The 26,395-nt window shown below is 36.4% G+C and carries 22 protein-coding genes and 1 pseudogene; 7 read left to right on the forward strand and 16 right to left on the reverse strand.

Annotated features, from left to right (window positions below; all coding sequences use genetic code 11):
- Positions 1 to 215: 215 nt before the first annotated feature.
- A complete protein-coding gene (locus tag V7112_RS07650; RefSeq protein ID WP_335417372.1) occupies positions 216 to 1,160 on the forward strand; it encodes an urea transporter in 945 nt (314 codons plus the stop codon).
- A gap of 128 nt (positions 1,161 to 1,288) precedes the next feature.
- Positions 1,289 to 1,504 carry a DUF5342 family protein gene (locus tag V7112_RS07655; protein WP_335417374.1) on the forward strand — a complete coding sequence of 72 codons (216 nt, stop codon included), beginning with the start codon at positions 1,289 to 1,291 and terminating at the stop codon, positions 1,502 to 1,504.
- A 470-nt stretch (positions 1,505 to 1,974) separates the two neighbouring features.
- On the opposite strand, the gene truA is transcribed toward V7112_RS07655, so the two are convergent.
- The 10 genes and pseudogenes from truA to V7112_RS07705 form a co-directional block, all read right to left on the reverse strand.
- A complete protein-coding gene (gene truA / locus V7112_RS07660) occupies positions 1,975 to 2,712 on the reverse strand; it encodes a tRNA pseudouridine(38-40) synthase TruA (RefSeq protein ID WP_335417376.1) in 738 nt (245 codons plus the stop codon).
- 305 nt (positions 2,713 to 3,017) lie between these two features.
- Positions 3,018 to 4,112, reverse strand: coding sequence for a signal peptidase I (locus tag V7112_RS07665; protein WP_335417378.1), 1,095 nt, complete (start codon positions 4,110 to 4,112; stop codon positions 3,018 to 3,020).
- 94 nt (positions 4,113 to 4,206) lie between these two features.
- The gene (locus V7112_RS07670) at positions 4,207 to 4,830 is read right to left on the reverse strand and encodes a DUF1102 domain-containing protein (protein ID WP_335417380.1); all 624 of its coding nucleotides are present in this window, start codon (positions 4,828 to 4,830) and stop codon (positions 4,207 to 4,209) included.
- A 170-nt stretch (positions 4,831 to 5,000) separates the two neighbouring features.
- On the reverse strand, positions 5,001 to 5,648 hold the full coding sequence (locus tag V7112_RS07675; protein ID WP_335417382.1) for a response regulator transcription factor: 648 nt from the start codon (positions 5,646 to 5,648) through the stop codon (positions 5,001 to 5,003).
- A complete protein-coding gene (locus tag V7112_RS07680) occupies positions 5,645 to 7,369 on the reverse strand; it encodes a sensor histidine kinase (protein ID WP_335417384.1) in 1,725 nt (574 codons plus the stop codon). The genes V7112_RS07675 and V7112_RS07680 overlap by 4 nt, the downstream gene beginning before the upstream one ends.
- Complete coding sequence (locus V7112_RS07685) at positions 7,362 to 8,516, reverse strand: DUF5305 family protein (RefSeq protein WP_335417386.1); 1,155 nt, start codon at positions 8,514 to 8,516, stop codon at positions 7,362 to 7,364. Before V7112_RS07685 ends, V7112_RS07680 begins: the two co-directional genes overlap by 8 nt.
- Positions 8,506 to 9,054 (reverse strand): hypothetical protein, encoded by a 549-nt coding sequence (locus V7112_RS07690; RefSeq protein ID WP_335417387.1) that lies wholly within the window; start codon positions 9,052 to 9,054, stop codon positions 8,506 to 8,508. Before V7112_RS07690 ends, V7112_RS07685 begins: the two co-directional genes overlap by 11 nt.
- A 668-nt stretch (positions 9,055 to 9,722) precedes the next feature.
- Complete coding sequence (locus V7112_RS07695; RefSeq protein ID WP_335417389.1) at positions 9,723 to 11,951, reverse strand: AAA domain-containing protein; 2,229 nt, start codon at positions 11,949 to 11,951, stop codon at positions 9,723 to 9,725.
- 22 nt (positions 11,952 to 11,973) lie between these two features.
- Positions 11,974 to 12,300 (reverse strand): annotated as a pseudogene (locus V7112_RS07700) (Nif3-like dinuclear metal center hexameric protein); the annotation flags it as partial.
- A 79-nt stretch (positions 12,301 to 12,379) separates the two neighbouring features.
- Complete coding sequence (locus V7112_RS07705; RefSeq protein ID WP_335417392.1) at positions 12,380 to 13,228, reverse strand: LysR family transcriptional regulator; 849 nt, start codon at positions 13,226 to 13,228, stop codon at positions 12,380 to 12,382.
- A 117-nt stretch (positions 13,229 to 13,345) separates the two neighbouring features.
- Here V7112_RS07705 and V7112_RS07710 point away from each other — a divergent pair, with 117 nt between their 5' ends.
- A complete protein-coding gene (locus V7112_RS07710) occupies positions 13,346 to 14,494 on the forward strand; it encodes a YbfB/YjiJ family MFS transporter (RefSeq protein ID WP_335417394.1) in 1,149 nt (382 codons plus the stop codon).
- A 324-nt stretch (positions 14,495 to 14,818) separates the two neighbouring features.
- Here V7112_RS07710 and V7112_RS07715 read toward each other — a convergent pair whose 3' ends face one another.
- A complete protein-coding gene (locus tag V7112_RS07715) occupies positions 14,819 to 14,953 on the reverse strand; it encodes a hypothetical protein (RefSeq protein WP_335417396.1) in 135 nt (44 codons plus the stop codon).
- A 456-nt stretch (positions 14,954 to 15,409) separates the two neighbouring features.
- Between V7112_RS07715 and V7112_RS07720 the strand changes: the two genes are divergently transcribed.
- The 3 genes from V7112_RS07720 to V7112_RS07730 are packed head-to-tail and all read left to right on the forward strand — an operon-like array spanning position 15,410 to position 17,986.
- Positions 15,410 to 16,153 carry a metal ABC transporter ATP-binding protein gene (locus V7112_RS07720; protein ID WP_335417398.1) on the forward strand — a complete coding sequence of 248 codons (744 nt, stop codon included), beginning with the start codon at positions 15,410 to 15,412 and terminating at the stop codon, positions 16,151 to 16,153.
- Positions 16,153 to 17,010 (forward strand): metal ABC transporter permease, encoded by an 858-nt coding sequence (locus V7112_RS07725; protein WP_335417399.1) that lies wholly within the window; start codon positions 16,153 to 16,155, stop codon positions 17,008 to 17,010. Before V7112_RS07720 ends, V7112_RS07725 begins: the two co-directional genes overlap by 1 nt.
- 28 nt (positions 17,011 to 17,038) lie before the next feature.
- On the forward strand, positions 17,039 to 17,986 hold the full coding sequence (locus V7112_RS07730) for a metal ABC transporter substrate-binding protein (protein ID WP_438823874.1): 948 nt from the start codon (positions 17,039 to 17,041) through the stop codon (positions 17,984 to 17,986).
- A gap of 88 nt (positions 17,987 to 18,074) precedes the next feature.
- On the opposite strand, the gene V7112_RS07735 is transcribed toward V7112_RS07730, so the two are convergent.
- The gene (locus V7112_RS07735; protein ID WP_335417401.1) at positions 18,075 to 18,797 is read right to left on the reverse strand and encodes a ZIP family metal transporter; all 723 of its coding nucleotides are present in this window, start codon (positions 18,795 to 18,797) and stop codon (positions 18,075 to 18,077) included.
- Positions 18,798 to 18,958: 161 nt separating this feature from the next.
- Here V7112_RS07735 and V7112_RS07740 point away from each other — a divergent pair, with 161 nt between their 5' ends.
- Entirely contained in the window at positions 18,959 to 19,348 is a 390-nt protein-coding gene (locus V7112_RS07740) for a metal-dependent transcriptional regulator (protein WP_335417403.1), read from the forward strand.
- Between the two features lie 328 nt (positions 19,349 to 19,676).
- Here V7112_RS07740 and V7112_RS07745 read toward each other — a convergent pair whose 3' ends face one another.
- The 4 genes from V7112_RS07745 to V7112_RS07760 form a co-directional block, all read right to left on the reverse strand.
- A complete protein-coding gene (locus V7112_RS07745) occupies positions 19,677 to 20,864 on the reverse strand; it encodes an amidohydrolase (protein WP_335417405.1) in 1,188 nt (395 codons plus the stop codon).
- Between the two features lie 266 nt (positions 20,865 to 21,130).
- Positions 21,131 to 22,558 (reverse strand): MFS transporter, encoded by a 1,428-nt coding sequence (locus V7112_RS07750; RefSeq protein ID WP_335417406.1) that lies wholly within the window; start codon positions 22,556 to 22,558, stop codon positions 21,131 to 21,133.
- Between the two features lie 301 nt (positions 22,559 to 22,859).
- Positions 22,860 to 25,196, reverse strand: coding sequence for a helix-turn-helix domain-containing protein (locus V7112_RS07755; RefSeq protein WP_335417408.1), 2,337 nt, complete (start codon positions 25,194 to 25,196; stop codon positions 22,860 to 22,862).
- A 168-nt stretch (positions 25,197 to 25,364) separates the two neighbouring features.
- Positions 25,365 to 26,135, reverse strand: coding sequence for a Nif3-like dinuclear metal center hexameric protein (locus V7112_RS07760; protein ID WP_335417410.1), 771 nt, complete (start codon positions 26,133 to 26,135; stop codon positions 25,365 to 25,367).
- Between the last annotated feature and the right edge of the window lie 260 nt (positions 26,136 to 26,395).

Genomic DNA, 26,395 nt, shown 5'->3' on the forward strand with positions numbered 1-26,395 from the left:
ATTTTTAAATTTTCAAATTACCAATAACTAGACTGGAGTTACTAATAGTTGCAGCACTAAAGGATAAACCTCAAAAAAAGGATCCACCTTTTTCTTTTTTGTTTAATCCTTAATAACTAGGAATACTAACAAGAAGACAACCAAGAAAAGCATTTTTACATAGAGGCTTTTCGTTTTGTGGAGCGATTAGATTAATTTTTGGAGGAAGAATTATTGTGCAAAATACTACTCACAAACCATGGGCAGAAGGAAGGCTGTTTTCCCTGCTGACGGCGGCTTTAAAAGGCATTTCTCAAGTTATGCTCATTGAAAATGCTCTTTCTGGAATCATCATACTTCTAGCTATAACAATTTCTTCCTTTACTTTAGGAATCATCGCCTTTTTATCGGCCTTGATTGCTGCCATTATAGGAAAGTTAGGAGGTGTGGAGGAACAAACAATCAATCAGGGGCTGTTGGGTTACAATTCAGTGCTGACGGGAATAGCGTTGACCTTATTCCTAACTGGACCTTGGGACTGGATAATTGCCCTTGTAGGCGCTACTGTTACGGCAGTGTTTACAGCCGCCATGATTCACGCAATGAAGATTAGGGGGATTCCCGTTCTTACTTTTCCTTTTATCATCCTAACCTGGTTCACATTGTTAGCTTCTTATCGCTTAAAGGCTTTTCACTTAACCCCTAAGTTGGTGCCTGAGGATATTTCCTATTGGGGCTTGGATACATCTGGAAGAATAGATTGGCCAGAAGCAGCATTTAACGGAATTGGACAAATTTTCTTCATTCACAGCACTATATCCGGTTTTCTGCTATTTGCTGCGGTTTTTTTAGCTGGATGGAGGCTTGGCCTTTATGCTGTTTTAGGAAACGTACTAGCTTTATTGACATCCTACTTCCTTGGGGGAGCCCATGATCCGATTTATATGGGGCTTTACGGATACAATGCGATATTAACCACCTTAGCCGTGTCTGTCGTATTTAAGACGGAGCAAAACAGTTTTGCGTTCTTCTCTGGCATTGTCGCTACTTGTATAACTGTTCCATTATTAGCGAGTATAACGACTTGGCTTCAGCCATTTGGACTTCCGGCTTTAACTATGCCTTTCGTTCTTAGCACATGGCTGTTCCTGGGAGCAAGAAAGGTCATGCCAAACCTATAATCGAACCAGCTGAAATCTTTAGCAAATTAACTACAATTAATCACTTTAGTCGCTATGTAAAATATGAGGCATACACCATCCCATTTAGGGAAAAATTGAAAGTGATGACTACTTAGGAGGAATTCACTATGTTTGAAAATTTCGAAGTACGACCAATGTTCGAAGATCAAGTTCATGAACGTCATCAATTCACATTAACGGTTGAGGGAACAGACTACCAAGGACTTTTTCATAATGGAGAGATTCACTGGTTTAATCCACATCCTAAAAATACTTTCCATGAAAGCCATGTTGAAGCCATAGAATCCCAAGTCCATGAGAAGATGTCGGAACACTTGGAGTAAAATAACACGCTGAAGGTTAGTATCTTCCAGAGCATCACCGATTAAATAAAAAAGAGATGTTCCATATTTAGAAACATCTCTTTTTAATTAGTATCTATTATTTACTCTCAGCTGTCCTGCAGAAATTTAGGTGTAGACTCACAGGATCCACTCCTATATCGTTATTCTAAATATTGAAAGTGTAGTGCCTAGTACTCCCGAATTGAGAGACTACAGAGAATTTTGATGATTTTGCCTGAACCTTTGTCAGTGAGAGTGCGACTCAGAGACATTTCGCTGCTCTCGCTCGAGTGTTTTGTCCTTGAGAGTGCGTCTCTGAGACATTGCGGTGTTTTCGCTCGAGTGTTTTGTCTCTGAGAGTGCGCCTCACAGACATTCGGTGCTTACGCTCGAGTGTTTTGTCTTTGAGAGTGCGTCTCTGAGACATTTCGGTGCTTTCGCTCGAGTGTTTTGTCCTCGAAAAAAGTAGTTTAAAAACCAACCCTCTCCAAATACAGCCCCTCGGCATCGGCCATACGACCTGTTTGAATTCTTTCTTTTGATTCTAAAATACTTGGTATGGCAGCAGCATCTTTTTCGCCTAATCCAACTTCAATTAACGTTCCGACAACTTTTCTCACCATATTGTAAAGGAAGCCATTGCCTCGCACTTTGATTTCGATAAAGCCCTCATTTTCATTTATCTCAAGTGAGTAGATTTCACGGACCATGGACTTTTTCTTCGACTTAGCGTTGGAATAGGAAGTAAAGTCATGCTTCCCCAGAAAATATTGAGATGCTCTTCTCATTTTTTCGATATTAAGCTTTTCCTCCACATGCATACTATACTTTCGCATGAAGGGATGCGAATATTGCTTGTTCCAAATCTTATACAAATAGGTTTTATCTTTAGCATTATAGCGTGCATGAAAACGATCATGAATTAACGTAACATCTACAACACTAATATCATTAGGAAGATATCGGTTTAAATATTGCATCACTTCATCTTCCGTTGCGTTTTTATGCATCTTAAAATTAGCGATTTGCGCAAGAGCATGTACACCTGCATCCGTTCTTCCAGATCCAATGATTTCAATCTTTTCTCCTGCCAGCTCGGTTAATACATTTTCAATTTTCCCTTGAATCGTGTTGTCACCATTACCAAGTCGTTGCCAACCTTTGTAACGGCCTCCATCATACTGAATGGTTAATTTATAATTGTTCATTGCTTTCTCCTTGTAAAATTACTTAATAGCTTTAATATAACTTAAATACGAAGTGAAAATCCCGTCATAAGAATAAAACCTCGGTCCTTCGCTAGTTTAACAAGTCTATTAGCACCTTACAATAAGGATAGTAAAACGGTAAACGATTAACAAGTTTATGTGATTTAAAAAAGCTGGAGACATACTAGTTAGTTGATTGAGAGTAATTCATGCATTAAAAAAAGCAAAAAGCAGGAATTCACCTGTTTTTTGCTTTTTTTCAATTCCTACACATTGAAGCGGTCCACACTTTTTAACACTGCATACTAACCCCTCATATATTTCCTAAATGGTATTAGCCATTCGTATACCTTTCTTCTTCCTAATTGAGATCGTCTTAACCACCATAAATATAAACCAATATTCAAAACGATACCGGGAACAAAAATCACGAATAATGGTAACAGTTTATGCTTTACATAAATGTAATTTATCCATTTATCTGGTAAAACATCGGGGTAGGCGACTTTATGAATTGTTTCTGTATAAGACCCGACTTTCTGTGGTGCAATAATCGTCATTGTATACTCGTAATGCTGATTTGACATCAAAGATAGCTTTGGGGGATTAATGACAATACTTTTATTTTCCGGTTCCAAAAAAACCACATAAGGCAGCCACGTTTTATTTTCAAGGCTTTTTCCTCTAGTAAACTCTTCGCCGGGTGTAGGAGATGAGAGTCCCTTTGTACTTACAACGATGAATGGAATTTGATCAGGCTTAGAGCTATTGATTGTAAGCCCAATTAAAGTCGCATTCAAAAATAAAATTGCACAGAACGTTATAAATGCAGGGTCTAAAAAAGTGGAAATATGTATGATACGCATGCGCTTAGCTTTTTTTCTTTTGTTACGTTTGGACTTTCGAAAAAAGGAGTTGTACAAATACCCGACTAAGTATAGGACAATAGCAATTGAAATAAGTAAGAAAATATTCATTTTTTCAGAGATTGAGCCCAATTTTGGGATAATGACTGGACTTCCATTTATCGTAAATACTCTTCCTTGTATTTGCCTTGAATCAACAAAAGGTTCTCCAGCCTCTTGGTCTAAAGAAGAGTTATTATCTCCTTTTGTTATGAATGTACGCTCCTCCGTCACATCGACTATTCGATGTGTAACAAAAGGTTCCTTTAAGAATTTCGGTTTGAACGTGATAATATCATTTACTCCATAGCTTTTAGATCGAATAAGGATATACCCATCATTTGTTTTTATCGTAGGCTCCATGCTTTCGGAATAAACATAGCCTAGGCTAATAGGCAGTTCGCTCCCCATAAATCGTAAGGTTATAGTAAGTAAGAGTCCCAATATAATAGCTGCATATAATATTTTTCCTATTATTTTTGATAGCTTATCCAAATCCCCATCTCCAAGTAAAATATGGAACTTTAGGTTATAATGTTGCCTAAAGTTCCATATACGTTTTTTGCATTAAAGAATTTTTCTTTGCTTATTAACGAGAAGGTGCATCCGTGCTAGCATTAACTTTTACAGTATGGCTCCAATCCTTGCCTGGGCTACCGTAACCGTTTGCTAAGTTAGTATTGACATAAATATTTACATCAAAGCTTTGGCCAGGAGCAAGATATACATAAGCTTCTTTTCCTACGCCATTTACGAAGTTCATTCCAGTACTATCTAAAAGGTTTTTGCCATTAGGCTGAGTGTTTCCGTACCAAGCATCTACGTTCGTAACAACACCGTCTGTGTTATTAATTCTGTATTGAAGACCTGCATTATGTTGCGAACTCCAGCCATCTGCTTCTAACCAAACATAAATGGACTTTTCACTTTGGTTCGTTACTGAAAATACTTCATGGAATTCTGATTTTGCCTGTGGATTAAAACCATCTCCTCCGCTAGAAGTATTCGTAAAATCAAGAGTCAACTTCCCATTCCCTGCTTCTTTTGCATATAATCCATCACCTGATAACGCTACAAGTGCATTTGAATCTGTCACGACTCCCATGGCAGAAGAACGATCTGCGTTGAATACATCAATCGCCCCTGTACCCATTGCTGCTGTTACTGCTGCTACAATAAGTAGCAAAAAACCCATAAAACTTTTCTTTCTCATTTCTACTTCCTCCTCGTATTCGTTTTTATTTACAATTTAATAGTATAAAAAACTACGAGGGTGAACATCATACTACATGGTACTTCTACAGGAACGATAGTGTAATTGTTTACTACTACTAAAGTAGCATTACCCAAGATTATGTTTGTGCAAAAAGACCTAACGACATTTTATCTTTGGTTTGTAAGCATCAAGTCATGTTTGTTTAGTTCTAGGTTTTTAATATAAAGTGCTGCCTGTGTTCGATCATGCAATCCAAGCTTTGCAAGAATTTGGCTCATATGCTTCTTCACCGTGTGCTCAGATATAAATAGCTTTTTTGCGATTTGCTGATTATTTAATCCCTTGCCCAGCTCCTGTAGTACCTCCCATTCCCTTGATGTCAATTGTTCATTGAATTTGTTTTCATCCTTTTTAAGCTTATATTCCAATAACTCCGGGTCATAATACTTTCTTCCCCGACCAACCATGCGTATCGCATAAACAAGTTCTTCCGGTAATGCTTCCTTTAGGACATATCCATCTGCGCCATTCTCTTCTGCCATCATAAAATCCGAATAGGAGGATGAGGAAGTTAGTACTATAAATTTACTATCTAAATCTAGTTTCTTTGCCGCTCTGATTAGGTCAATTCCACTTTCCCGGCCCAACATCAAATCAACCAAGACCAAATCTGGATTTTTCGTTTGTATCAACCCTATTCCTTCCGATGTGTTGCTGCACACCCCTAATATTTCAATATCACTCTCGAGGGTGAGTACGGAAAGTAGTCCTTGGATGACGAGAGGGTGATCATCTACGATTACGATTTTCATCATTGCAATACTCCCTTCTTATTAATAGTTCCACTATTCGTTTTGGCATTCGGTATGGTCACTTGAACAACGGTAGAAACACCTATTTCGCTTTTTATGTCAACACTACCTCCCAATTCATTCACTAACCTCCTCATATTTTGCAAACCTAATCCATAGCCTTTTTTAAGTGCTTGATTGGTTACATCAAATCCCTTACCATTATCTGAAATACTAAGCTCTGTATATAAATCTCCTATAGCAAGCCTTATAAATAATTGAGTACATTTTCCATGACGAATTGCATTACCAGTTGCTTCACAGATAATTCGATATACCCCTCTTTTTTCAGAAACCCCAAGTAGTTGTTCGTCTCCCGTGAATTCAAGGTTCGTGGTTATCTCATTTAATGTTGAGATATTTTTAAGAAAACTCATAGTATCTTCTTGAAAGCTTTTACGCCCTTCCTTTCTCGAGCTAAGTCTGTATATAGTGGATCGTAATTCTTTCATGGCTAATCGGGCTGAATCTCGTAACAGTAATAACCTTTCCTGTATTTGTACAGCGGTCATGTTCTCCCAATTTTTCATGACACTATGGGCAGCATACGATATACCGAAAAGCCGCTGTGATACACTATCATGCATCTCGTTAGCAATCCGATTCTGCTCCTCAACAATCATTAATCTTTCGGTTACTTCTTCTAAATGAAATCTTTCAAGTATGATAGCGCTTAATTCAGAAACGAATTCAAGTTGCTTCCCATATTCAACTATGTCCGATTTAATGTTATCGATTCTGATTCCAATCATCCCATAGTCCCTTGACAGAGATTTTACCCGAACTACTTTAAATGTATAACCACCTACATCCAAATCCGTTTTATTATCTAAACGTATTTTATCCTTCCATAAACCGCTAAGCCGATTCCTAAGTTCCCCATTGATATTATGTAAAAGAATGCCCGATATATATTGCATTTCCTCATTTATTCCATCAGGTACAGTCCAATAAAAAACCAAATCCGATCTTGTTAGCTTGGCGGTATAATCAACAAATGTCTGATAAATATGCCTTGGATTATGCTGAGTTGTGAGGGCCTCAACAACCTGATAAAGTGACATTATATGTTCCATTGTTTCCCGTGTTCTTTTATTGCTTTGTTTCAAAAGGAAATTGGCCTGCAATGATTCATTTTGCTGTTTTTTTAATTTATTCGTTAACTCTGTCATTAATTGGGCGGCAAGTGTGGTAAGGATAAATATTAAAATCAACTGTGAATGCTCAGATAAAATGGAGAATAACCCCATGCTATTTTCATTAAAAATAAAATAGGAAATGACGGTAGAGATCGATAAATAGCCAACCAAATTTAACCAACAAAAATAGACTGATGGAAAACCTATTGAGATTAAAATAGGATTTAGTGCATACCAAACAAATGGGCTATTCAATCCCCCTGTTGGCAATAAAATTAATATGATTCCAACCGTTTCTAGAAATACAAGCACTTTTGAACCCTGTGAATTGATCCCATACCCCTTATATACTTTTGTAATCACCACTACCGATACAAATAAAAGAATGATAACTGTCAGTTTGAATATCCAAAGTGATGGTGGATTACCGAAAAAATAAAATATCGATGTGAAGAACCATGAAAGGTATCTGAATGTATGGAATACTTTTTGCTGCTCAGATTCACAGTCATGAATACCTATCTTCTTTAGAATATGGTTAAACATGAGAATTACCCACTCCTGCATAATGGTCAGAAAGTGCCCCGGTTTGATAAATAAAGACATACCCCTCATCAATCACATAATAATCCTTTAACTCACCTTCACTATCTTCGTAAGTATAAATAATGGCATCTTTCTCATCCGAAATTTTTAATAGGGATGCGAATGAATCCACAATAATCCTTTTATTGCTGTCAATGGCTGCAATATTCGACTGTAATACACTAACCATTCTTGCTTTATATTTCTTATCGATTTTTTCGTACTCCGATCTTGATTTTGCTGGATAAAGACCCTTAATATGACGAAATGCCATGAGTACAGCGGCTAAAACCATTAAATACATTACTGCACATACCACTTTGACCAGCAATAATGGAACTTTCATCCCAAAAAGATGGAAGACATGCTGTATAGTATAAGTATTGGAGATAGGTGTTGTTGTAATAAAGCTTGTCTCATCACCTATGGTGATCCGTATTGGTGAATACTCAATATTTGTTTCGGCATTATGAGTGATAGGTATTTCCATACCGTTATATATGACATTTCCCGTTATGACAGGCGTAATCTGAAAGGAGTAGCTAGGAGGAGTTGCATTTATACTTCCTTCAACCTCTTTCATAAAGCTTGTTAATTGTTCTAAATTAATTGGATAATCCTTATCTATCAATTTAATATTTGTACCTTCCAGCTCAAAGCTATCCTCTTCGCCTAATAAATAGTCCTTTTGCCAAAGTTCCGTTGCGACCAGGTTTAAAATTACTTCTTTTGAACCATTCACTTTAATAGGTTTATCTGATTTAATTGAAGAGGTAATGTGAACGATTACATCATTTGTAACGGCTGTGAAGCTTTCATGTTCAAGATCAATAATCCCACCTTTTGGATGAAGCCCAAATGCGTCAATATCCGCTTTAAACGTAAAGACAGTTTCTTGGGTAACTGTGTTTTCTGTGTGTGTTTCCGTTTTCTCAAGTGGGAGCATAAGAATATAGGAAACGAAACCTGTTGCTAGAATGCTTAAACCTGCTAATATACTATAAATATACTTTTTTTGTTTCTTATTTTTTGGCTTGAATAACAGTTTTTTACTTTTTGACACTTTTGTCACCACATCCCATTTATGATGATTTTTCTTATATTTCAATTTTGTCCTCCGTCTTTTCTTCGATTGCCATATTTATAATTACATGTTTTTGAACGGTTATATTTCCAGTATCCCAACGGAAGTAAAAGGTTGCATTAGATTCTGTATGTAAGTTATCTAGAATGATGGAGTCTATTTCATCTAAACTCTCTGTTAAATCCACTTTCGTATTTTCACCTATCCCCAATAACACGCCGCCATTATCGAACTGTAAATGAAAATTATCAATCTGAATTTGTTCAAGGTAAATCGGTTGGGCCATATTATTTTTAATTACTAGATTATGATCCACATCTGTAATTGTCGTTGATTCTTCTGTTCTATTAAGTATCATCTCTTTTGTGTAATAGTCTGTAGATAATTTCGTCACATTAATATTTAAGATTATCGATTCGGGCAAAGTTATGAATGCATTTTCTTCATCTGCAATTTGCATGGATACATCCCTATCTGCATCGAATTGTGATATACCGGATGATTTGATAACAATTACAAGCATACAAAAAACGGTAACTGCAAATAAAATAATGAACCTCAAGCCCATTCAACCTCCTTATTTTGAAATACGTTAATAGTTTCGCTACACTTGTTCATTATATAGAACAATGAAAGCCGAATAAAGAATGATGCCTTTCCCCATTTACGATTAAATGCATCATTAATCTGAGATTTCCTATTCTTTTAGGGACAATCTATAAGTAACCCAACTTTAATGCTATCTCTAACATATATGACATTCAATGGAATTTTTTGTCTAATTTTAGGAATCTTTCGACAACATTAGGTATAATCTTCTCAAATATTTATAGTTTCTTAGAGTTTCTTTTTGTAATTTGTAGATTTATATTCCTCCATGTCGAATTTATTAAAAAGAAAAGTGGAATAAACGGGGATCATTCCTGCCAACTTTCAATAACATAATTAAAAGCAAAAAGCAGGAACTCACCTGCTTTTTGCTTTGCCGATTCCCGGAAGTTAGTCATTCCAACAACTCACGTATCTTCTCTGTAAGTATTGCTTTTCTTACCTCATAAAACTTTTCGAAGTCTTCTATTTCAAGTGAAACATCATGCGGAATCATAGCCTTGTCAACAGTTGTTTCTCAAAAACACAGCCTGACTAAGTCTTTCGTTCACTGAGGCTGGGGGCCAGACCCCAAGTGCGGTAACGCTTTAGTCCACCGGGGGTCAGGCCCTTTAATTTGAACTAAATCTGTTTTAACAAATATTCGCACCCTTTACTCGAACTAAGTCGAGCTGCCACATAAGGAGGGTGTACTCCTTTTACGCCTTCGAAAAGAAGTCCCAGCCACAATACCTTATCGTCAATAATCACAAATGGAAATGAAAAGTTTTTGTCTATCCAGACATCACACTTGCCCCACTTTTGATTAGAAATAACAGTTAATTTAATTAGTTTTTTTCTGTTTACCAATTGCTGATTCCATTCCTCCGATAGCTTGATTCCCTCCGGTAGGCAGATGGTAATTGATGACTGTGCCGCTCTCAAATCTTGAAGAATAACTTCTACCTTTCGTGCATGAATCCATCTTAACTTTGGGTGTTGGTTTCGAACCCATGAACCGATCTCATTCGTTGTGACCGTTTGATTGTTCCGAGCCTGATGGTCGACAAGCTGTCTCAATGTTCTTCCATTATAAATATGCCTTTCGATAAAGTTTCTGTCACTGACCTGAATGAATTTTCCTTTCGTTCTTGTAATGGCAACATTAATCAATCGCTTACTGTCCTTGCCAGTGACTAGCATACCAGGCCGATCCTGCGGTGCACTGTCAACCGTATCAAATATCATCACATCACATTCACTCCCTTGGAATCGGTGTACAGTGGCTGCGATAATATCTACTCCGCTACGCTCCTTCACATAGATTTCTTCAAGAAGCAGTTCCATGAGGTTAGCTTGGGCACGGTATGGTGTCACATACCCAATTGATGTAGCGCCGTTTATATATGCTTCATGAATACATTGAAAAGACAGTAATAATTGCCATAGATTGAATCTTGAATTCGTTGTTCTATCGCTTACACAATTCATTCCAGTGAAGCTTGTATCTAAAAGCACAGAAGCTTTCCCTTGAAAAGGGGGAAGGCCAGTGATATGATTTCTACTTTTATAAACACTTTCGTGATCTTCAACTAGGGATTGATAGATGTACCGATTCGTAAAGGCTGAAATATCTGGGTGCATCCTGCGCTGTTCTTTTAATAAAAAAAGCTGAGGGTGAAGCTTCCCATTATGTAACCATTCCACTACACCAGCCTTATGGAAGACATCCTCTTTCAGCCATTCGGCCACGAGTGGATTACGGCTAGCAGCAATCGGAGGCAATTGCATGAAATCACCACAAATAATCACTCGCTTTCCCAAGGTTGCAGCAAAAGCAGCTTGGGGTACATAGGCCATACTAGCTTCATCGAGGATGACGATGTCGTAATTCGATTCATAAATAGCACTATCACTAGCTGCCTTTGCAAGTGTCGCACCGACAATGAAGGCATCTTTAACTAACTGAACCTCTTTCCTTCTGATTTTCTCCAGTATCTTAGAAAACTTCGTTTCTAGTTCTAGAAGATGATCCGAATCTCGTTTACTGAATGAAGTGGCTAGATCTTGCTTTAAGTGGTACCTTTCTTCAACCAGTCGCTCTCTATCCTTGGCAAGGAGTGGGTCCTGTTTTTCAATAAGCTGATTTGTGGTAATTTCGTGATGGGCAGACAGCGTTTCCCCTATATTCCCACCGTAGCGAAGCACATCCCCTTCTCTGAATCTTTTTTTCCTTTTAATAAAATCTGTCATTTCACTCATCAATACATCAACTGCTTGATTACTGTGTGATAAAATCAATACTTTTTTCTTTAGAAAATATTTGTTGGCTGCAGTTCTGGCTAAGGTGTACGTCTTTCCGGTACCTGGTGGCCCCCATACGAATGTGGCAGGATTGTATTTTGATCTCAAAATCAATTCATGAACACTACTCTTAATTTTCTCCTTTGGATGTTTCGTTTCCATGGAAGGATTCATTAATCTCTTCACTCGTAACCGTTTTTGTTTGCTATTTTTGATTTCATCCAAGCGCTCTATTAACTGTTCAAGCAATTCCCATGGGTCATGGAGAAGATAGGCATCTGGGATGAGGTCACCAAAGTTATTTTCCAATGCAAGAATAATTCCCTTACCTTCAGAGGAAAGCACCTTCCCACTACTTTTCATTGCACCCCATTCCAAATTTATAGTGGAGCCTACCGGTATCCTTAAAGGAAATGCAGTATCAAAATAGTAGTTAAAAGGGCTGTCGTTTGATAACAGTCTTCCGTTCGTTACAGAATAGCGGCTTCCGCCAAACTTTTTTAAATGATTAATCTCTAGCTGCAGGGCATGCTGCCATTCTTTGATGTACATTTTGGTTGTTGTCATTAGCATCCCCTTAGTGATTTTGTTAAGGCCTTTTTGTAATGTTCATGTCAATTGTCCCATACGCTTCATTAAGCTTCACTATTTCAAGCTCTTTTAAATTCTCATTCAACTGCAATGCTAAACTTTCAATTCCAAAGAATTCTGTAAAAGTATGACTCCCAATGATAAGATTTATCCCTTTAAACTGCGCATATTGAATCGTATACAAATTACACTCACCTGTAAGATATATATCACACTTATTTTCAAACGCTTCCTTAAGGCAAGCTGTTAGCGCCCCATTTTCACAGACTAAGCCTACTCGCTTCACCTTTTTGTCATTAAACCGCCAATATTTAACTGGTTCTTCTAGTAGATTTTCATAAACTAATTATTAATGACAAATAGTATAATAAGATTCTATATTCTCAGATGACCCTCATACTAAATTATTTTAATGAATAAATTATGCTCAAGAAATTTTGTTCAGTTTGCGATAATGTATAGTTTTTGCGAGTGATAAGATGCGTCTCAAGATAGCGATATTCCTCAGGCACTATAGCAGTATCTTTTATTCCAAAACGATCTGCTACTTTTCTAGGCATCAATGTGATTCCTAATCCTGAATCTGCACATTTCACTAAAGTTTCTAAAGCACCAACTTCAATCGTTTCTCCTAATCTTAAATGATATCTTTGATAAAGAGATTCCATATGTGATCGATAAAAACAGCCATAACTAAAGACAATTATTGACTTACCCTCCAGTAATTCCTTCCAATCGTCTTTTTTTGAAACTCCATTTCCAATTAAGACCATCTCTTCCGTCCATATTTTTTCTGAAATTACCTGTTTATCATTAATAGGACCAGTCACGAATGCTAAATTAATATCTCCACTACATACTTTTTCAACCATTGCATCTGTTGTCCCAGTTTGTAAACGAATAGGTACATGGGGATGTAATTCATGAAAACTTCTTAGACCATCCGTTAGTCTTACGGCAGCTGCTGATTCCATTGCTCCAATTTGAAGAGTAGGCTCAAATCCTTGCATAATCGTCTCTGTTTCTTCCCATTTTAGGAGCAATTGTTTGTATTGCTTAAATAAGACTTCACCCTTTTGTGTTAATTTCATGCCAGACCGGCTCCTGAAAAACAATTGTGCATTATAATGAGCTTCTAACTTTTTTATTTTTGCAGTCATATTTGACTGCAAGTGATTTAACCTCCGAGCAGCTTCAGATAGACTTCCTTCTTCTGCAACAGCAACGAAGGCCAGTAAATCTTCAATATGCATGCCTTAACATCCCCTTTCCATCAAAAAAAGTGATGGATATATCATTTAATAACATTTTCTTTAATCAATTATATTCATTATATTAATCATATAACCACTAAGAAAGGGAAATATTTTATGAATAGGAAAAGTTTAGAACTAATTCTGCTCAGTTTTTTTACGTTAGCAATTGTAATGGGGATAGGCCGCTTTGCTTATACACCATTATTTCCCTACATGGATAACTTATCATCAAAAGCTGCAGGATGGCTTGCTTCAGCAAACTATACCGGTTATTTTTTAGGAGCATTTCTTGTAAAATCCATTCATCCAACACGTCAACGCTTTCTTTTTTATCTCTGGACCAACATTGTCACCACTATCCTTATGGGTGTTACTATGTCATTTAGCATTTGGTTACTATTACGTTTTATTTCAGGGGTTACAAGCGCCATTGTTTTTGTATATATATCGGGATGGATATCTCAAGTAGTTCATAATTACGAAGGCAAAAATCGAAATGGAATTATATTTGGGGGTGTGGGATTCGGAATTTTTCTTTCTGGTATTTTAGTTCCATTATTAATGCCCATCTCTAACTGGAGAGTTATTTGGATCACGCTCGGACTAATTAGTATTGTTTTCACATTGATTTTCTATAGATTCTTACCTGAATCTAACCAAAAATTACATTCTCCACACAAAAAAAACTTAACTGATTCTAAGCGTTCTGTTCTCGGTTTATATATTTGTTATTTTTGTGAGGGTTTTGGATATATCATTTTTGGTACTTTTATAGTTGCAAAGTTAAGTAGTAATGACGCCTTACCAATCTCACCTTCTATTATATGGGCTATAACTGGATTAGCGGCTATCCCTTCTTGTTTGTTTTGGACGTGGCTGCGAAATCGTATATCTTTAACTCGAGCTCTTTCTATAGCTTATATTGTACAATTAACGGCAATTGTTTTTAATACAATCTCTTCCTCCCTTATTTTCACAATTCTTAGTGGGATAGGGTTTGGAGGAACATTTATAGGGATTACAGTGTTATCATTTGAGATGGCTCGCAAATTGCGGCCAGATGCTCCCCAACAACATATTGCTGGTATAACCGCAGTATATGGAATAGGACAATTGTTGGGTCCCATTGCGACGTCGTTTTTACATCCCGATGTCTCCTATATTCCATCTTTTTTATTATCTGCAGTTGTTATTTTAGTTGGTCTGGTGACTTCTCTTATTTCAGATAAAATCTCAAATATTAAAGTTAATGAAAGTCATTAATTTTATCTTTTTATCGAAAACTACCTAATATGCAGGCGGTAATTCAAAGACTAAATTTCTCCCCTTTTCATATCTTACTGACGATTAAATGATTGTTATATCATTGTCACTTAACATGGCTTGAGTGGTGATTGCAGACAAAAAGATATAGTGGTGTTACCTCAACAAACTGTTTTCAACTAATTTTCCTACCTAAACCTTATAAATTATTTACATTTTTATTTCAATAACTTCAACGAAACGAGTTGTTAGCTCTTCTTGGGTTGACGCACTCCAAAAGAATTCATGTTTGACGAAAAAACTCGTCTAACCGCTGATGCTTAGCTAAATAATGAATTTCACAATATACAAAATAATTAAGACAACGCTGACAAAAATAAGTGTAAAGGCAAACCTTCGAAATCGTTTCTTCACAAAGTAGCGAACGCTTTTTGCTTTCTTAGTGCTAGTTCGTTCCATATTACCCCTCCATTCATGCATGTACCGACTCTTTTATTTTATGCAAGACTTTCAGATTAGTAGAAGAAATAAAATCCGATGCAAAGTTGTTTTTCATTTATATAGGTTTGACAGCAATTGATAATAAACCCATTGTTACTTTTTAATTCATTAACTGACTCATCCCCTTTTTAGTTATCCAGCTAAATTTCATTATTCATTTATCTTTCTTCTTCATTTGTTTTACGAATAGACATGCTTACATTAGAAACATTTTAAATTACCTATTGACTTTGGTTCTTAACACCATATAATTTTCCTTAAGGAAACATTTTTTATATAGGTTAAATTTATTGCCCCAGAGAACATTTATTGCTCTTTTGCATATTCTATAAAAATTCAAACTTGTCGATGCTTAAAATTTTCTCTTTAGTTAAAAGTAAAGCTAATATTTCATGAAAAAAGGGGAGGAGAATAATGGATTCTGCAATCTCTATTAAAGATCTGCATGTATCTTATTATGGGAATGAAGCTGTGAAAGGAGTTAGTCTTTCTGTTGATACTGGTAATTTAGTTGGAATTATAGGTCCTAACGGTGCGGGAAAATCAACTTTTTTAAAAGCATTATTACAGCTTATACCTACTGATAAAGGTGAAATTAGGGTGTTAGGAAAAAGCATTAAAGAAGTTCGGAAGAAAATTGCTTATGTTCCACAGCGTAATGATATTGACTGGGACTTTCCAATCACCGTGCTCGAGGTCGTCCTTATCGGTACCTATCCACATCTAGAATTATTTAAGCGACCACGCAAAAAAGAAAAGGAATGGGCGTTACACTGTCTCGAACGTGTTGGTATGCAAGACTTTAGTAAAAGACAGATTGGCGAACTTTCTGGTGGACAGCAGCAACGTGTATTTCTTGCAAGAGCGCTCGCCCAAGAAGCAGAATTATTTTTCCTCGATGAACCGTTTGTTGGTGTTGATGTTTCAAGCGAGGAAACTATTGTTAAAATTCTAAAGGAACTTTGCCGCAGTGGAAAAACCGTTATCGTTGTTCATCATGATTTAAGTAAAGCAAATGACTATTTCAACCAACTAATATTACTGAATAAGGAATTAATTGGTTTTGGTACAGTGGATGAAGTTTTTAAACCTGAGGTAATTGGAAAAGCTTACAAAGGAAAATTTGCATTTATGAATGAGATGGGAGTGTCTTTATAATGGCTTTTATCGAAGCAGTTATGCAGTATGGCTTTTTACAAAAGGCGTTAATAACCTCAATAATGGTGGGTATTATTTGTGGAGTTATTGGTTGTTTCATTATCCTAAGAGGAATGGCACTTATGGGGGACGCAATATCACATGCAGTACTTCCTGGAGTGGCTATCTCCTACATGCTCGGGATTAATTTCTTCTTTGGAGCAGTTTTTACTGGTATCTTGACGGCCGTTGCAATCGGATTTGTTTCTCAAAATAGTCGAATTAAACATGATACATCTATTGGAATCATGTTCACTGCAGCATTTGCTTCAGGAATCATTATCATTACGATGCTAAAAAGCAGCACAGATTTATACCATATTTTATTTGGAAATGTGCTAGCTGTTCGATCTTCAGATATGTGGATTACTTTAGTGATTGGAATTATCGTATTAGCAGCAGTCTACCTCTTTTACAAGGAATTATTGGTTACGTCGTTTGACGAAACAATGGGAGCTGCTTATGGATTACCAGTCCGCCTTATTCATTATTTTCTAATGACCTTACTTACAATGGTAACCGTCGCATCCCTACAAACAGTGGGAATCGTATTGGTAGTAGCTATGTTAATTACTCCTGCGGCGTCAGCTTATCTGTTAACTGAACGCCTATGGATTATGATTTTTCTTGCATCTGGTATCGGCATCATTTCGTCTATCGTTGGGCTATACTTTAGTTTCACATATAACTTAGCTTCAGGTGCGACTATTGTACTTGCATCGACCGCCATTTTCATTCTCGTTTTCTTACTTTCTCCAAAACATGGATTAATTTGGAAAACATTAAAAATGAAAAGAAAGAGAGCATCATTAATCTAACATTCTATAAAATGAGGAGGAAAAAACAGTGTTTAAAAAAAGTCTCCTATTGTTGTCTATTCTTTTTCTATCAATTTTCTTGCTAACGGCTTGTAGTGAAGAAAAAAGTAACGGTTCTGCTCAAGACAGTAATGAGGAAAAAGTTCAAGTAGTTACTACCTACTCCATTGTCTATGACATCGTGAAGAATGTCGGTGGCGATTTAGTAGAGATTCATAGTTTAGCTCCTATTGGGTCAAATCCTCATGAATACGACCCACTTCCTGAAGATGTGCAAAAAACAACTGATGCAGATGCAGTATTTTACAACGGTTTAAACCTAGAGGCAGGAAACTCATGGTTTGATCGATTGATGGAAACAGCTGATAAAGACGGTGAAGATGCTCCTGTCTTCTTAATGAGTGAAGGCGTTGAGGCAAAGTACTTAACTACAAAAGGAAAAGAAGGCGAAGAAGATCCTCACGCCTGGTTGGATATAAGAAATGGGATTAAATATGCTGAAAATGCACGCGATGGATTAATAAAAATCGATCCGGATCATGCTGACGTTTATAAAAAAAATGCAGAGGAGTATATTGCTAAATTAGAAGAATTGCATGAAAATGCTGTAAAACAATTTAATGAAATTCCTGAAGAAGAACGAGTCCTAGTTACAAGTGAGGGAGCCTTTAAGTATTTTAGTGAAGCATATGGATTCCAGGCTGAATATATCTGGGAGATCAACCAGGAAAACCAAGGTACTCCGGATCAAATCACAAGAATTGTAGATATCATTAATGAAAAAGGCATTAAAGGCTTATTTTTAGAAACGAGTATTGATTCACGTAGTATGGAAGCTGTATCTGCTGAAACAAATGTTCCAATTTTGGGTAAAGTCTTTACTGATTCTTTAGCAGAACCTGGAGAAGATGGCGATACCTATATTTCGATGATGGAATGGAATATCAACACATTTAAAGAAGGTTTATCGAAGTAAGATAATAGGTAGAAACAAACACCTCTTCTAATACTGTAGAGGTGTCCTATTTCCTTTTTTATATTGATTCTGTAATTTCACGAACAATCTAACGAAACCAATCCGTTAGAATTACCATGGTGAGAAAACCAAAAATGAAGGCTAATGTGGATGCTCTTTCATTCCCATCTCCATGACTTTCTGGAATTAATTCTTTATAAACAACAAAGAGCATTGAACCGGCAGCAAAAGCAAGCCCATAAGGAATAATATGTTCAAACGATTCTCCAAATAATACACCTATTAGTCCAGCACACATTTCAATGATCCCTGTCAAAGTAGCAACAAAAATTGCCTTAATACGACCCACCTTTTGTGTCACTAAAAATAGTGCTACTAAAAAACCGTCAGGGACATTTTGAAGTCCGATTGCAAAGGAAACAAGTGCTCCCAACTCCTGTCCATTACTTACATTACTAATTCCGACTGACAATCCCTCAGGTAAGTTATGTAGAGACATAGCAACTAAAAACAAAATGATTACACTATGGTTCGATGGTTGACGTGAGTGCTCTAAGTCAACATGTGGAATTAGACTTTCTAACAACGTGAGGACAAACGTACCGATTAGTATCCCAATAACCAACACAGTTATGTTAGATAGTTTTATAGCAGATGGAATTAAACCGTAGGCTGAAGCTGCAACCATTATACCCGCTGTATAAGCTAGCAATATATCCTTTCCTTTATGGGAAACATTCTTAATTAACAAAACAGGTATTGCTCCTAAGCCTGTACAAAGAGAAGAAAGAATAATAGGTAGATACTGCATTTGAATCCTCCAGAATCGTGTTAATTCATCATATGTATAAAATCTAGTAACATGCAGTCCTGCTATAATTTCTTTTCTTTTTTTATAACAATCTAGAGTTTTATTAAATTACCTTCATTGTCCTAGGATAGTATAGGTTGAGCTTATTGGATGGTGAAAAAATGGAGTCAAAAACAACAAAGAAGTACCTTTATGAAATTTATAAACTAGAAAAGGTAAATGGAAATGCAGCGATTTCAGAGATTGCAAAATCACTCAACGTATCATTACCTTCTGCTTCAAAAATGGTTGTAAAATTAAAAACAAATGGATTTGTAAACTTTGAACGATACGGAACTGTTACCTTGACACAAGTGGGAACCAACATTGGAAAACAACTCGCTTACACCCACCAAATCTTAGTTACCTTCTTTCAAATAATTAGGGTGCAAGAAATGGATATAAATCAAGAAGTAGCTAAGATTCAATTTAATTTAAGTATCGAGGTAATAAATAAAATGAAACGTTTCCTAGAAGATAACGGTTATTCTGATCCTCATGAATCACTTTGAACAATTGAGTAAGGTTCGCGGCTTATAATTAACTCTTTTCTCCGGATTTATCCACATTTTCACATTTTTAAGACATGTTTTATTCCGACTGTTGATAAATTGTGTAAAATGATTAGTACTTAGTTGCACTTTTAAAACTATCTGAGCCACGCACTCTATGTGGCTTGAATGTTGATTGCAGACACATTGATGTAGTAGTGTTTACCTTTTTCACTTGTATTTACTTATGATAAGGTTCTCCGTAATTAACCAAAATGATGATATATAAAAAACCATAACACATACTTAGCATAAAAAAGGATGTGTTATGGTTTCATTATCTTTTCTTTTAGTCTAATTCATAATAACTGCAAACAACTTGTCCAACAGCTTTTGCTGCCACAAGGAGTGCATCCTCATCAATATCAAACTTTGGATGATGATTAAAGTAAGGATTTTCTACCCCTTTTGGTGTGCATGCAATGTAAAAGAAGCAAGCTGGGAATTTGGCTGCATAATAAGCAAAGTCCTCAGATGGAGACATTGCTGGGAATTCCTTCACTTCTTTAATATCCTTATCTTTCATGTTCCGTAAGCTTTCTGCAACCTTAGCTGTAAGTTCGGGATCATTGTATACTGGCGGATAATCTGGTGTGTAAGTAAGCTCACAGGTTACACCAAATTCCTCCTCAATCCCCCTTACAATTCGTCTCACTTCTCGCTCAATTGTTTCTTTTGTTTCATTCGTCATATAACGAATATCACCTTCAAGCTCGACACTATCTTTGATTACATTGAATGTACCTTTTCCATCAAATGAACCAATTGTAATGACACCGATATCGAATGGGCTTAATCTGCGGCTAATAATTGTTTGCGCTGCCGTAACAAAATGGGCAGCCGCAACAATCGCATCATTAGCTAGATGAGGAGATGAGCCATGTCCGCCTCTTCCTTGCACCTTTAATTTCATATATGCGCGTCCATTAAAGGAATACCCAGCATGATACCCTACTGTGCCCGCAGGTCCCATAGGTAATAAATGAATCCCATAAACAGCATCTAAGTCATCAATCAAGCCAGACTCTACAATACTTTTCGCACCACCTGGTGGCACCTCTTCTGCATGTTGGTGAATAATTTTGATTGTACCTGGGATAGAATCCTTTAATTGAATTAAGCAATCAGCTAAAACCAATAAATAAGCTGTATGCCCATCATGCCCACATGCATGCATGACTCCTTCATTCTTTGATTTAAATGCGACATCTGTCTCTTCTACAATTGGAAGAGCATCAAAATCTGCGCGAAGACCAATCGTTTTCCCAGGCTTTCCACCTTTAATTGTTACGACAATCCCATACCCATTCCCAACATTTGTTTGAACTTCAACATCTTTTCCTTTGTAAAAATCCGCAATATACTGAGCCGTTTTCTCTTCTTTAAAAGAAATTTCAGGGTTCTCATGTAAGTGACGGCGGATTGCGATGATTTCTTCTTTACGTGACTCTAGCATATTCATTAATTCACTTTTCATATTTTTCGTCCCCTTTTTTTGAGGGTGTAGAATGAAGAGATTTTCCATTCTACACCTCTTAAATCAAATGCGCCTTGGCGTATTTGCGCCCAATTTTTTTTCGAGCTTGCTCGAAAAGTTTCCTCTTAAAAATCGTGGCATCCGCCGGAGGCTTTAACTTTATTCAGCCGATGTTTGAACCACCACGCAAATTGGATACTTTTTATTGCATTCATCCCTCACATAAATGGTAAGGGACTTCTGCTGAATAAAGTTAAAATGAACTATTAATTAGCAATCTTATTTGATGCTTGTACGATTTTATTTAATGAAGCATCTGATGTTTTACCGGCATTTTTCGGAACCATAATCATAATTGAAAGAAGTGAAAGGATACCGAATATGACGTTTACGATAATCCCTACTGATGCTGCAGTTTCCACACTTCCAGCTGCTGCAACTGAGCTATAGACCGTTGCAGAAATGGCAACACCAATTGCACTACCCAGTGAGCTTGCCATTTTATAGACTCCTGCAGCTTCTCCCACTTTATCTGATGGTGCATTTGAAACAGATGTATCTGTAGATGGTGTTGCATAGATGCCAAGTCCAAGACCGAATAAAACAAAGCCAAGAAATACAACAACTGTATAAGTGACGCCAGGTAAGAAAGTTAAGCCCATGATTGCTACACCAACTGTGGTGATAATCGCACCCCAAACCATTGGTAATTTCGCGCCTACTCTTTGCAGGATTTTTTCTCCCACACGAATCATGGCAAGAACAACAATTAAATAGCCAATTGATAGCATTCCTGACTGGAATGCAGTGAAGCCACGACCTACTTGCACATACGTATTTGCAACAACAAGTGTCCCAGCTATTGCATTTAATAAAAAGTTTGAATACGTTGCACCTGCATATGGTTTATTTTTAAATAAAGAGAAATCAATAAGCGCAATATCTTTTTTCTTCTCAACATTGAAGAATACGATGGCTCCAATAACTGTAACAACAGCAAGAACAATAGTGATTGGGCTTGTCCAGCCTAAGTCAGCACCAAATGTAATAAATACGTTTAATGCAATCATTGTAATGATAAAAATAACTAAGCCACTATAATCAAATTTAAAAGCGCCATTGCCTTTGACTTTACTTTCAGGTGTGTCTTTAATTAACCACATCGCAAGAAGGGCAAAAATAATAGAAAAGATAAAAATCCATCTCCATCCCATATACGTTGCGATGGCACCACCTGCAAATGAACAGACACCTGAACCTCCCCAAGATCCAATTGACCAATAACTAAGAGCACGTTGTCTGTCTTTTCCATCGAAGTAAGCTTTCATTAGGGCAATTGTTGCTGGCATAATACAAGCAGCAGAAAGTCCTTGAATCACACGTCCAATAATTAATAATGTAGAGCCTTGTGCTACAACAAGACATAAAGAACCAATAATACTTAAAATTAACCCAATATACGTAATTTTTTTACGTCCTATTTTATCTGCAATTCCACCTGCAGCTACGATGAACATGCCTGAGAATAAGGCCGTTAAGCTAATCGCTATATTTATGGTTCCGTATGAAATCCCTAAATCTGATTGAACAGCCGGAACCACATTGACCATTGCCTGTGCAAAAAGCCAGAACGTGATTACCCCGAACACAATCCCTGTGATCAACTTATCTGTACCTTTATAATTTGTCTCCATGGTTGAACCCCCCACGCTTTCACTAATTTTTTTATACTCATTAAGAAACGATACTGTAATAAATAAGGGCTGAAGATTTGCGTTTCTTATACTATGATTATAAAAATTTTAGCTAGATGAAGAGAGTCGATTTTTGCGCAAATCACTATGCAAGGAGAGGAAAAATTAGTCTATCATTTCATGAAGGAAAAATAACGGGGTTAATTTTTGTCCTCTTTACTAATAAGGGGATATGTTCATCGCCCTCTTTCTTATTTAAAGGATAAAGGGCGGTGAACTAAATTTTTGTGGATAGACCCAATCAATAAACCTTTCGAATATCAAAAAAGTGAATGGCATTACTTGTTAAATAAGAATAAAAAGACCAATCATCTTCAATTAACTCATCAAAGATTTCTAAGGATGGCCGACTCGAATGGATAATATAATCAATGATTTCAGCATCCATACCATGCTTACTGTTCAAATTCCACCACTTTGTATATAGTGCTCCATTATTTCTGTCAAACACATGCTTACGTATTTGATATTCTCCTTTAGGGATACCAGAAATCGTGACATGAACTTCCTTATTAAGCTTTTGCAGAAATGTCTCTTCAATCGAAAAATAAGGATTGATAATCGTGCTATTCATCAGGATTAACTGATATCCCCGCTCATTCCTTGTCATCACGTAATCCTCATCCTGTGCAACAATCTCACCGTGTAGACGATTTAAAAACATCAATGCAAAATACGCTGGACGTTTTCCCTTTAAATAATGGAATAATTCAACACCATCCATTCGATAACGCAAATCCTTTCCAGTATCCTCATGGGCAATTGTATTAATCCAAAGGGCAACTGTTTTCACATCATTGGATACATCCAATACATTTTTCAAAAGCAAGGCCCCACGAAAAAAAGTTCCATTCGTATATCGCGTTTTGCCTGACAATGTATTCCATGCTACAAGATGAAGTGGTTTCTCGATATGGTTCCTTTTTAAGTAGTGCTTCAGCTTATTCGTTTTTTCCTTTATGTAGTCCTTTGCTAAATCAAACTTCATTTCAGCCATATCTTCAAAATCAATTACCTCATTTTGATTTGCGTTATAACCGATAAAATCAATAAAATCACCACACTCTATTTGCCACTCATGATGATTACTCGTTTTTTCTTTACGGAAGGAAAAAGGCATATATGTACCCACTTGAATCCCAGGAACTAGATTTTTCAATGCTTCATACAATTTTAAGTATATTCTCCGAAGCTCTTTTGCCTCTACTCCTGTGTAATATGTCTCATAAAACATCACATGCCATTGCTTTACATATGACTCTCCGTACATCTGTAAACAATGTCTAATAAATTGAATAAGCTTTGTGAAATATTGTTCCTCATCCCTCGAAATATCCATGTAGTCTGCTCGGACAAATAAAGATAAATCATGCTTTTTCATGAAAGCTAAAGCACTATCCATATTAAAATATGGTGATGTTGTCGGAATTTCCTCATCCGTCTCTACCTCAGGGGGAATGGCTGTATTACTAATAGGATGGCGAACCCCGATATACTTTAACTGCAAATCCTTTTTCACATCTAGGATTTGAGATCGAACATCTTCTTTTAACAGCTCAGAAATTTCTCCTATAATCAGGGTATGATAAGGATAATGAAAGGCCATCGGCGCATGGCCAAACAATGTAATGGGTAGCTTTTCATACCTTGTCTCGATATGGTTATAAGACTTTTGATCATTTAAGTTCATGCTGCTTAATTTTGCAATAATCTCTGATGATTGAATGAGATTTGCAGCATCCACCTTGCTATAATTTTGAACAGAATCCTCCTTTTGGACATTATGCAGATCGCGATATGCATGTGGCGTCATTTCATGCACTTCTTTAAAAAAGGTCGAAAACGACTTAGTATTGGGAAAGCCATTATTCATCGCGATTTGTGAAATAGAGTCATCTGTATAAAGTAAATCCTTCATACTATGCTTAAGCCTAATATTCATTAAATAACGACTAAACCCCATCCCCATTTGCTGTTTAAAATAGCGAGATAAATAGCTTGTTGAAAAAAAGTATTTCTTTGCAACCTCCTCTAATGTCATCATTTGATCATAATTTCTTTCCATATAGTCAATAATTTGCAAAAGGCGCCGATCACCTGTATCTATTTTCTGAACGATACTACCTTCTTCTTTAAAACTTCGAATGAGTATAAGGAGCATTTGACAGATATAGCTTTTAATCTCAATTCGATAGCTTTCATCTTGCCGGTAATAACTAATCATCACATTTGCTAGTAGCTTGCGAATGGCAAGAATCATCTCTTCTCTTCCTAGATCAATTTCTCTTGAATAGCATTCAAAGCGCTGATTGCGATAGTCATCATAATGATGGTCCATGAAACCGTCAGAAATGGACAAGATCATGACCCTATTCTTTTCATCTCCTTGAACCTGATACAGCTGATTACGATTAATCACAAGCAAATCATTTTCTGCCAGATGATAAAAGCGACTGGATGTCTCTATTTTTAATTCCCCACTAATAACAAGAATAAATTGAATCCCTTTATTAATCCTTGGAACGAGTAATTCAATATGTTGAAATGATATTTGAAAATCTGACAATGGATCAATCAATCCACTCACTCCTCACTGCTTTGCTTTTATAAAAATCATACCCTAAAAGCACGCCTTTACACTTTCATGCATAATACTATTATTCATTTATTTTTAAAAAATTAAAAAAGGGGGTCAGGTACTATTTAATGTACCCGACCCCCCCTCCTTTTCTTTACCTCAAAAAAATTATTTACTTTGGGTGCGATTCGCTTCATAATGCTCTTCATTAAGCTTCACTATTTCAAGCTCTTTTAGATTCTCATTCAACTGCAATGCTAAGCTTTCAATTCCAAAGAATTCTATAAAAGTATGACTCCCAACGATAAGATTGATCCCTTTAAACTGCGCATATTGAATCGTATACAAATTACACTCACCTGTAAGATATACATCACACTTATTTTCAACTGCTTCCTTAAGGCAAGCTGTTGGCGCTCCATTCCCACAGACTAAACCTACTCGCTTTACCTTTTTATCATTAAACCGCCAATATTTAACGGGTTCTTCAAGTAGATTTTCAATAGCTTCCACAAATTCATGTAAATCCATTTCTTCATCATATTCTGCGACTCTACCAAAATATAAATCTTCCCATTCGTGGGTCCTTTTAACCATTTCTAAATTCAACTTTTTTAACAAACTATCATTTGTTCCAAAGCTGCAATCATCAAGTGGCAAGTGATTATAGTAGTGACTGATACCATACTCCGCTAGTTTTTCGATGCATGCCTCTTTTAATCCATATATTTCATCCCAAGCATCATGGTGTGTCATCATCATATCAACCCCATGAATTCTTGCTTCCTCTACAGTTTCAAGCGTTAGGTTCACACAGTAGCCTATCTTTCTAACTTTTTTATCTGCATCGTATGTAATCCCAGATTCACTAGAATAGATTTCCTTATTTGTTACAGTAAAAAGTGAATTAATTCGTTCAACAATATGTGAAACATCCATGTGCTTGCCTCCTCAAATATGCTTACTTACTTTTGCCTTATGGCTTCTATTCTTGATCTCTCAGTACTTCCCCCTTACCCATATTATCACACCCATATTTTTCCTACACAGAAACAATTAAGTTTATTCTATCTCTGAACCTATGTTTGTGAAAATCATAAATCTATACGCCCTAAAGCAAATTCCCCCAAACTTTTTAGTCTGAGGGAATAAAAATTTTAATAATATTCTTCCAAAATATGCTATATCAATGATACCAA

The organism is Bacillus sp. JJ1566, from assembly GCF_036962685.1.
In the GTDB taxonomy this organism is placed as follows: domain Bacteria; phylum Bacillota; class Bacilli; order Bacillales; family Bacillaceae_L; genus Ferdinandcohnia.

What these genes read in the sequence shown, in the direction of transcription:
- V7112_RS07680 (WP_335417384.1), bottom strand. Translation starts at nt 7,369, where the DNA reads ATGTTTAACCATATTCTAAAGAAGATAGGTATTCATGACTGTGAATCT.
- V7112_RS07675 (WP_335417382.1), bottom strand. Translation starts at nt 5,648, where the DNA reads ATGATGAAAATCGTAATCGTAGATGATCACCCTCTCGTCATCCAAGGA.
- V7112_RS07710 (WP_335417394.1), top strand. Translation starts at nt 13,346, where the DNA reads ATGAATAGGAAAAGTTTAGAACTAATTCTGCTCAGTTTTTTTACGTTA.
- V7112_RS07725 (WP_335417399.1), top strand. Translation starts at nt 16,153, where the DNA reads ATGGCTTTTATCGAAGCAGTTATGCAGTATGGCTTTTTACAAAAGGCG.
- V7112_RS07655 (WP_335417374.1), top strand. Translation starts at nt 1,289, where the DNA reads ATGTTTGAAAATTTCGAAGTACGACCAATGTTCGAAGATCAAGTTCAT.
- V7112_RS07670 (WP_335417380.1), bottom strand. Translation starts at nt 4,830, where the DNA reads ATGAGAAAGAAAAGTTTTATGGGTTTTTTGCTACTTATTGTAGCAGCA.
- truA (WP_335417376.1), bottom strand. Translation starts at nt 2,712, where the DNA reads ATGAACAATTATAAATTAACCATTCAGTATGATGGAGGCCGTTACAAA.
- V7112_RS07705 (WP_335417392.1), bottom strand. Translation starts at nt 13,228, where the DNA reads ATGCATATTGAAGATTTACTGGCCTTCGTTGCTGTTGCAGAAGAAGGA.
- V7112_RS07760 (WP_335417410.1), bottom strand. Translation starts at nt 26,135, where the DNA reads ATGGATGTTTCACATATTGTTGAACGAATTAATTCACTTTTTACTGTA.
- V7112_RS07750 (WP_335417406.1), bottom strand. Translation starts at nt 22,558, where the DNA reads ATGGAGACAAATTATAAAGGTACAGATAAGTTGATCACAGGGATTGTG.
- V7112_RS07695 (WP_335417389.1), bottom strand. Translation starts at nt 11,951, where the DNA reads ATGACAACAACCAAAATGTACATCAAAGAATGGCAGCATGCCCTGCAG.
- V7112_RS07745 (WP_335417405.1), bottom strand. Translation starts at nt 20,864, where the DNA reads ATGAAAAGTGAATTAATGAATATGCTAGAGTCACGTAAAGAAGAAATC.
- V7112_RS07740 (WP_335417403.1), top strand. Translation starts at nt 18,959, where the DNA reads ATGGAGTCAAAAACAACAAAGAAGTACCTTTATGAAATTTATAAACTA.
- V7112_RS07715 (WP_335417396.1), bottom strand. Translation starts at nt 14,953, where the DNA reads ATGGAACGAACTAGCACTAAGAAAGCAAAAAGCGTTCGCTACTTTGTG.
- V7112_RS07720 (WP_335417398.1), top strand. Translation starts at nt 15,410, where the DNA reads ATGGATTCTGCAATCTCTATTAAAGATCTGCATGTATCTTATTATGGG.
- V7112_RS07735 (WP_335417401.1), bottom strand. Translation starts at nt 18,797, where the DNA reads ATGCAGTATCTACCTATTATTCTTTCTTCTCTTTGTACAGGCTTAGGA.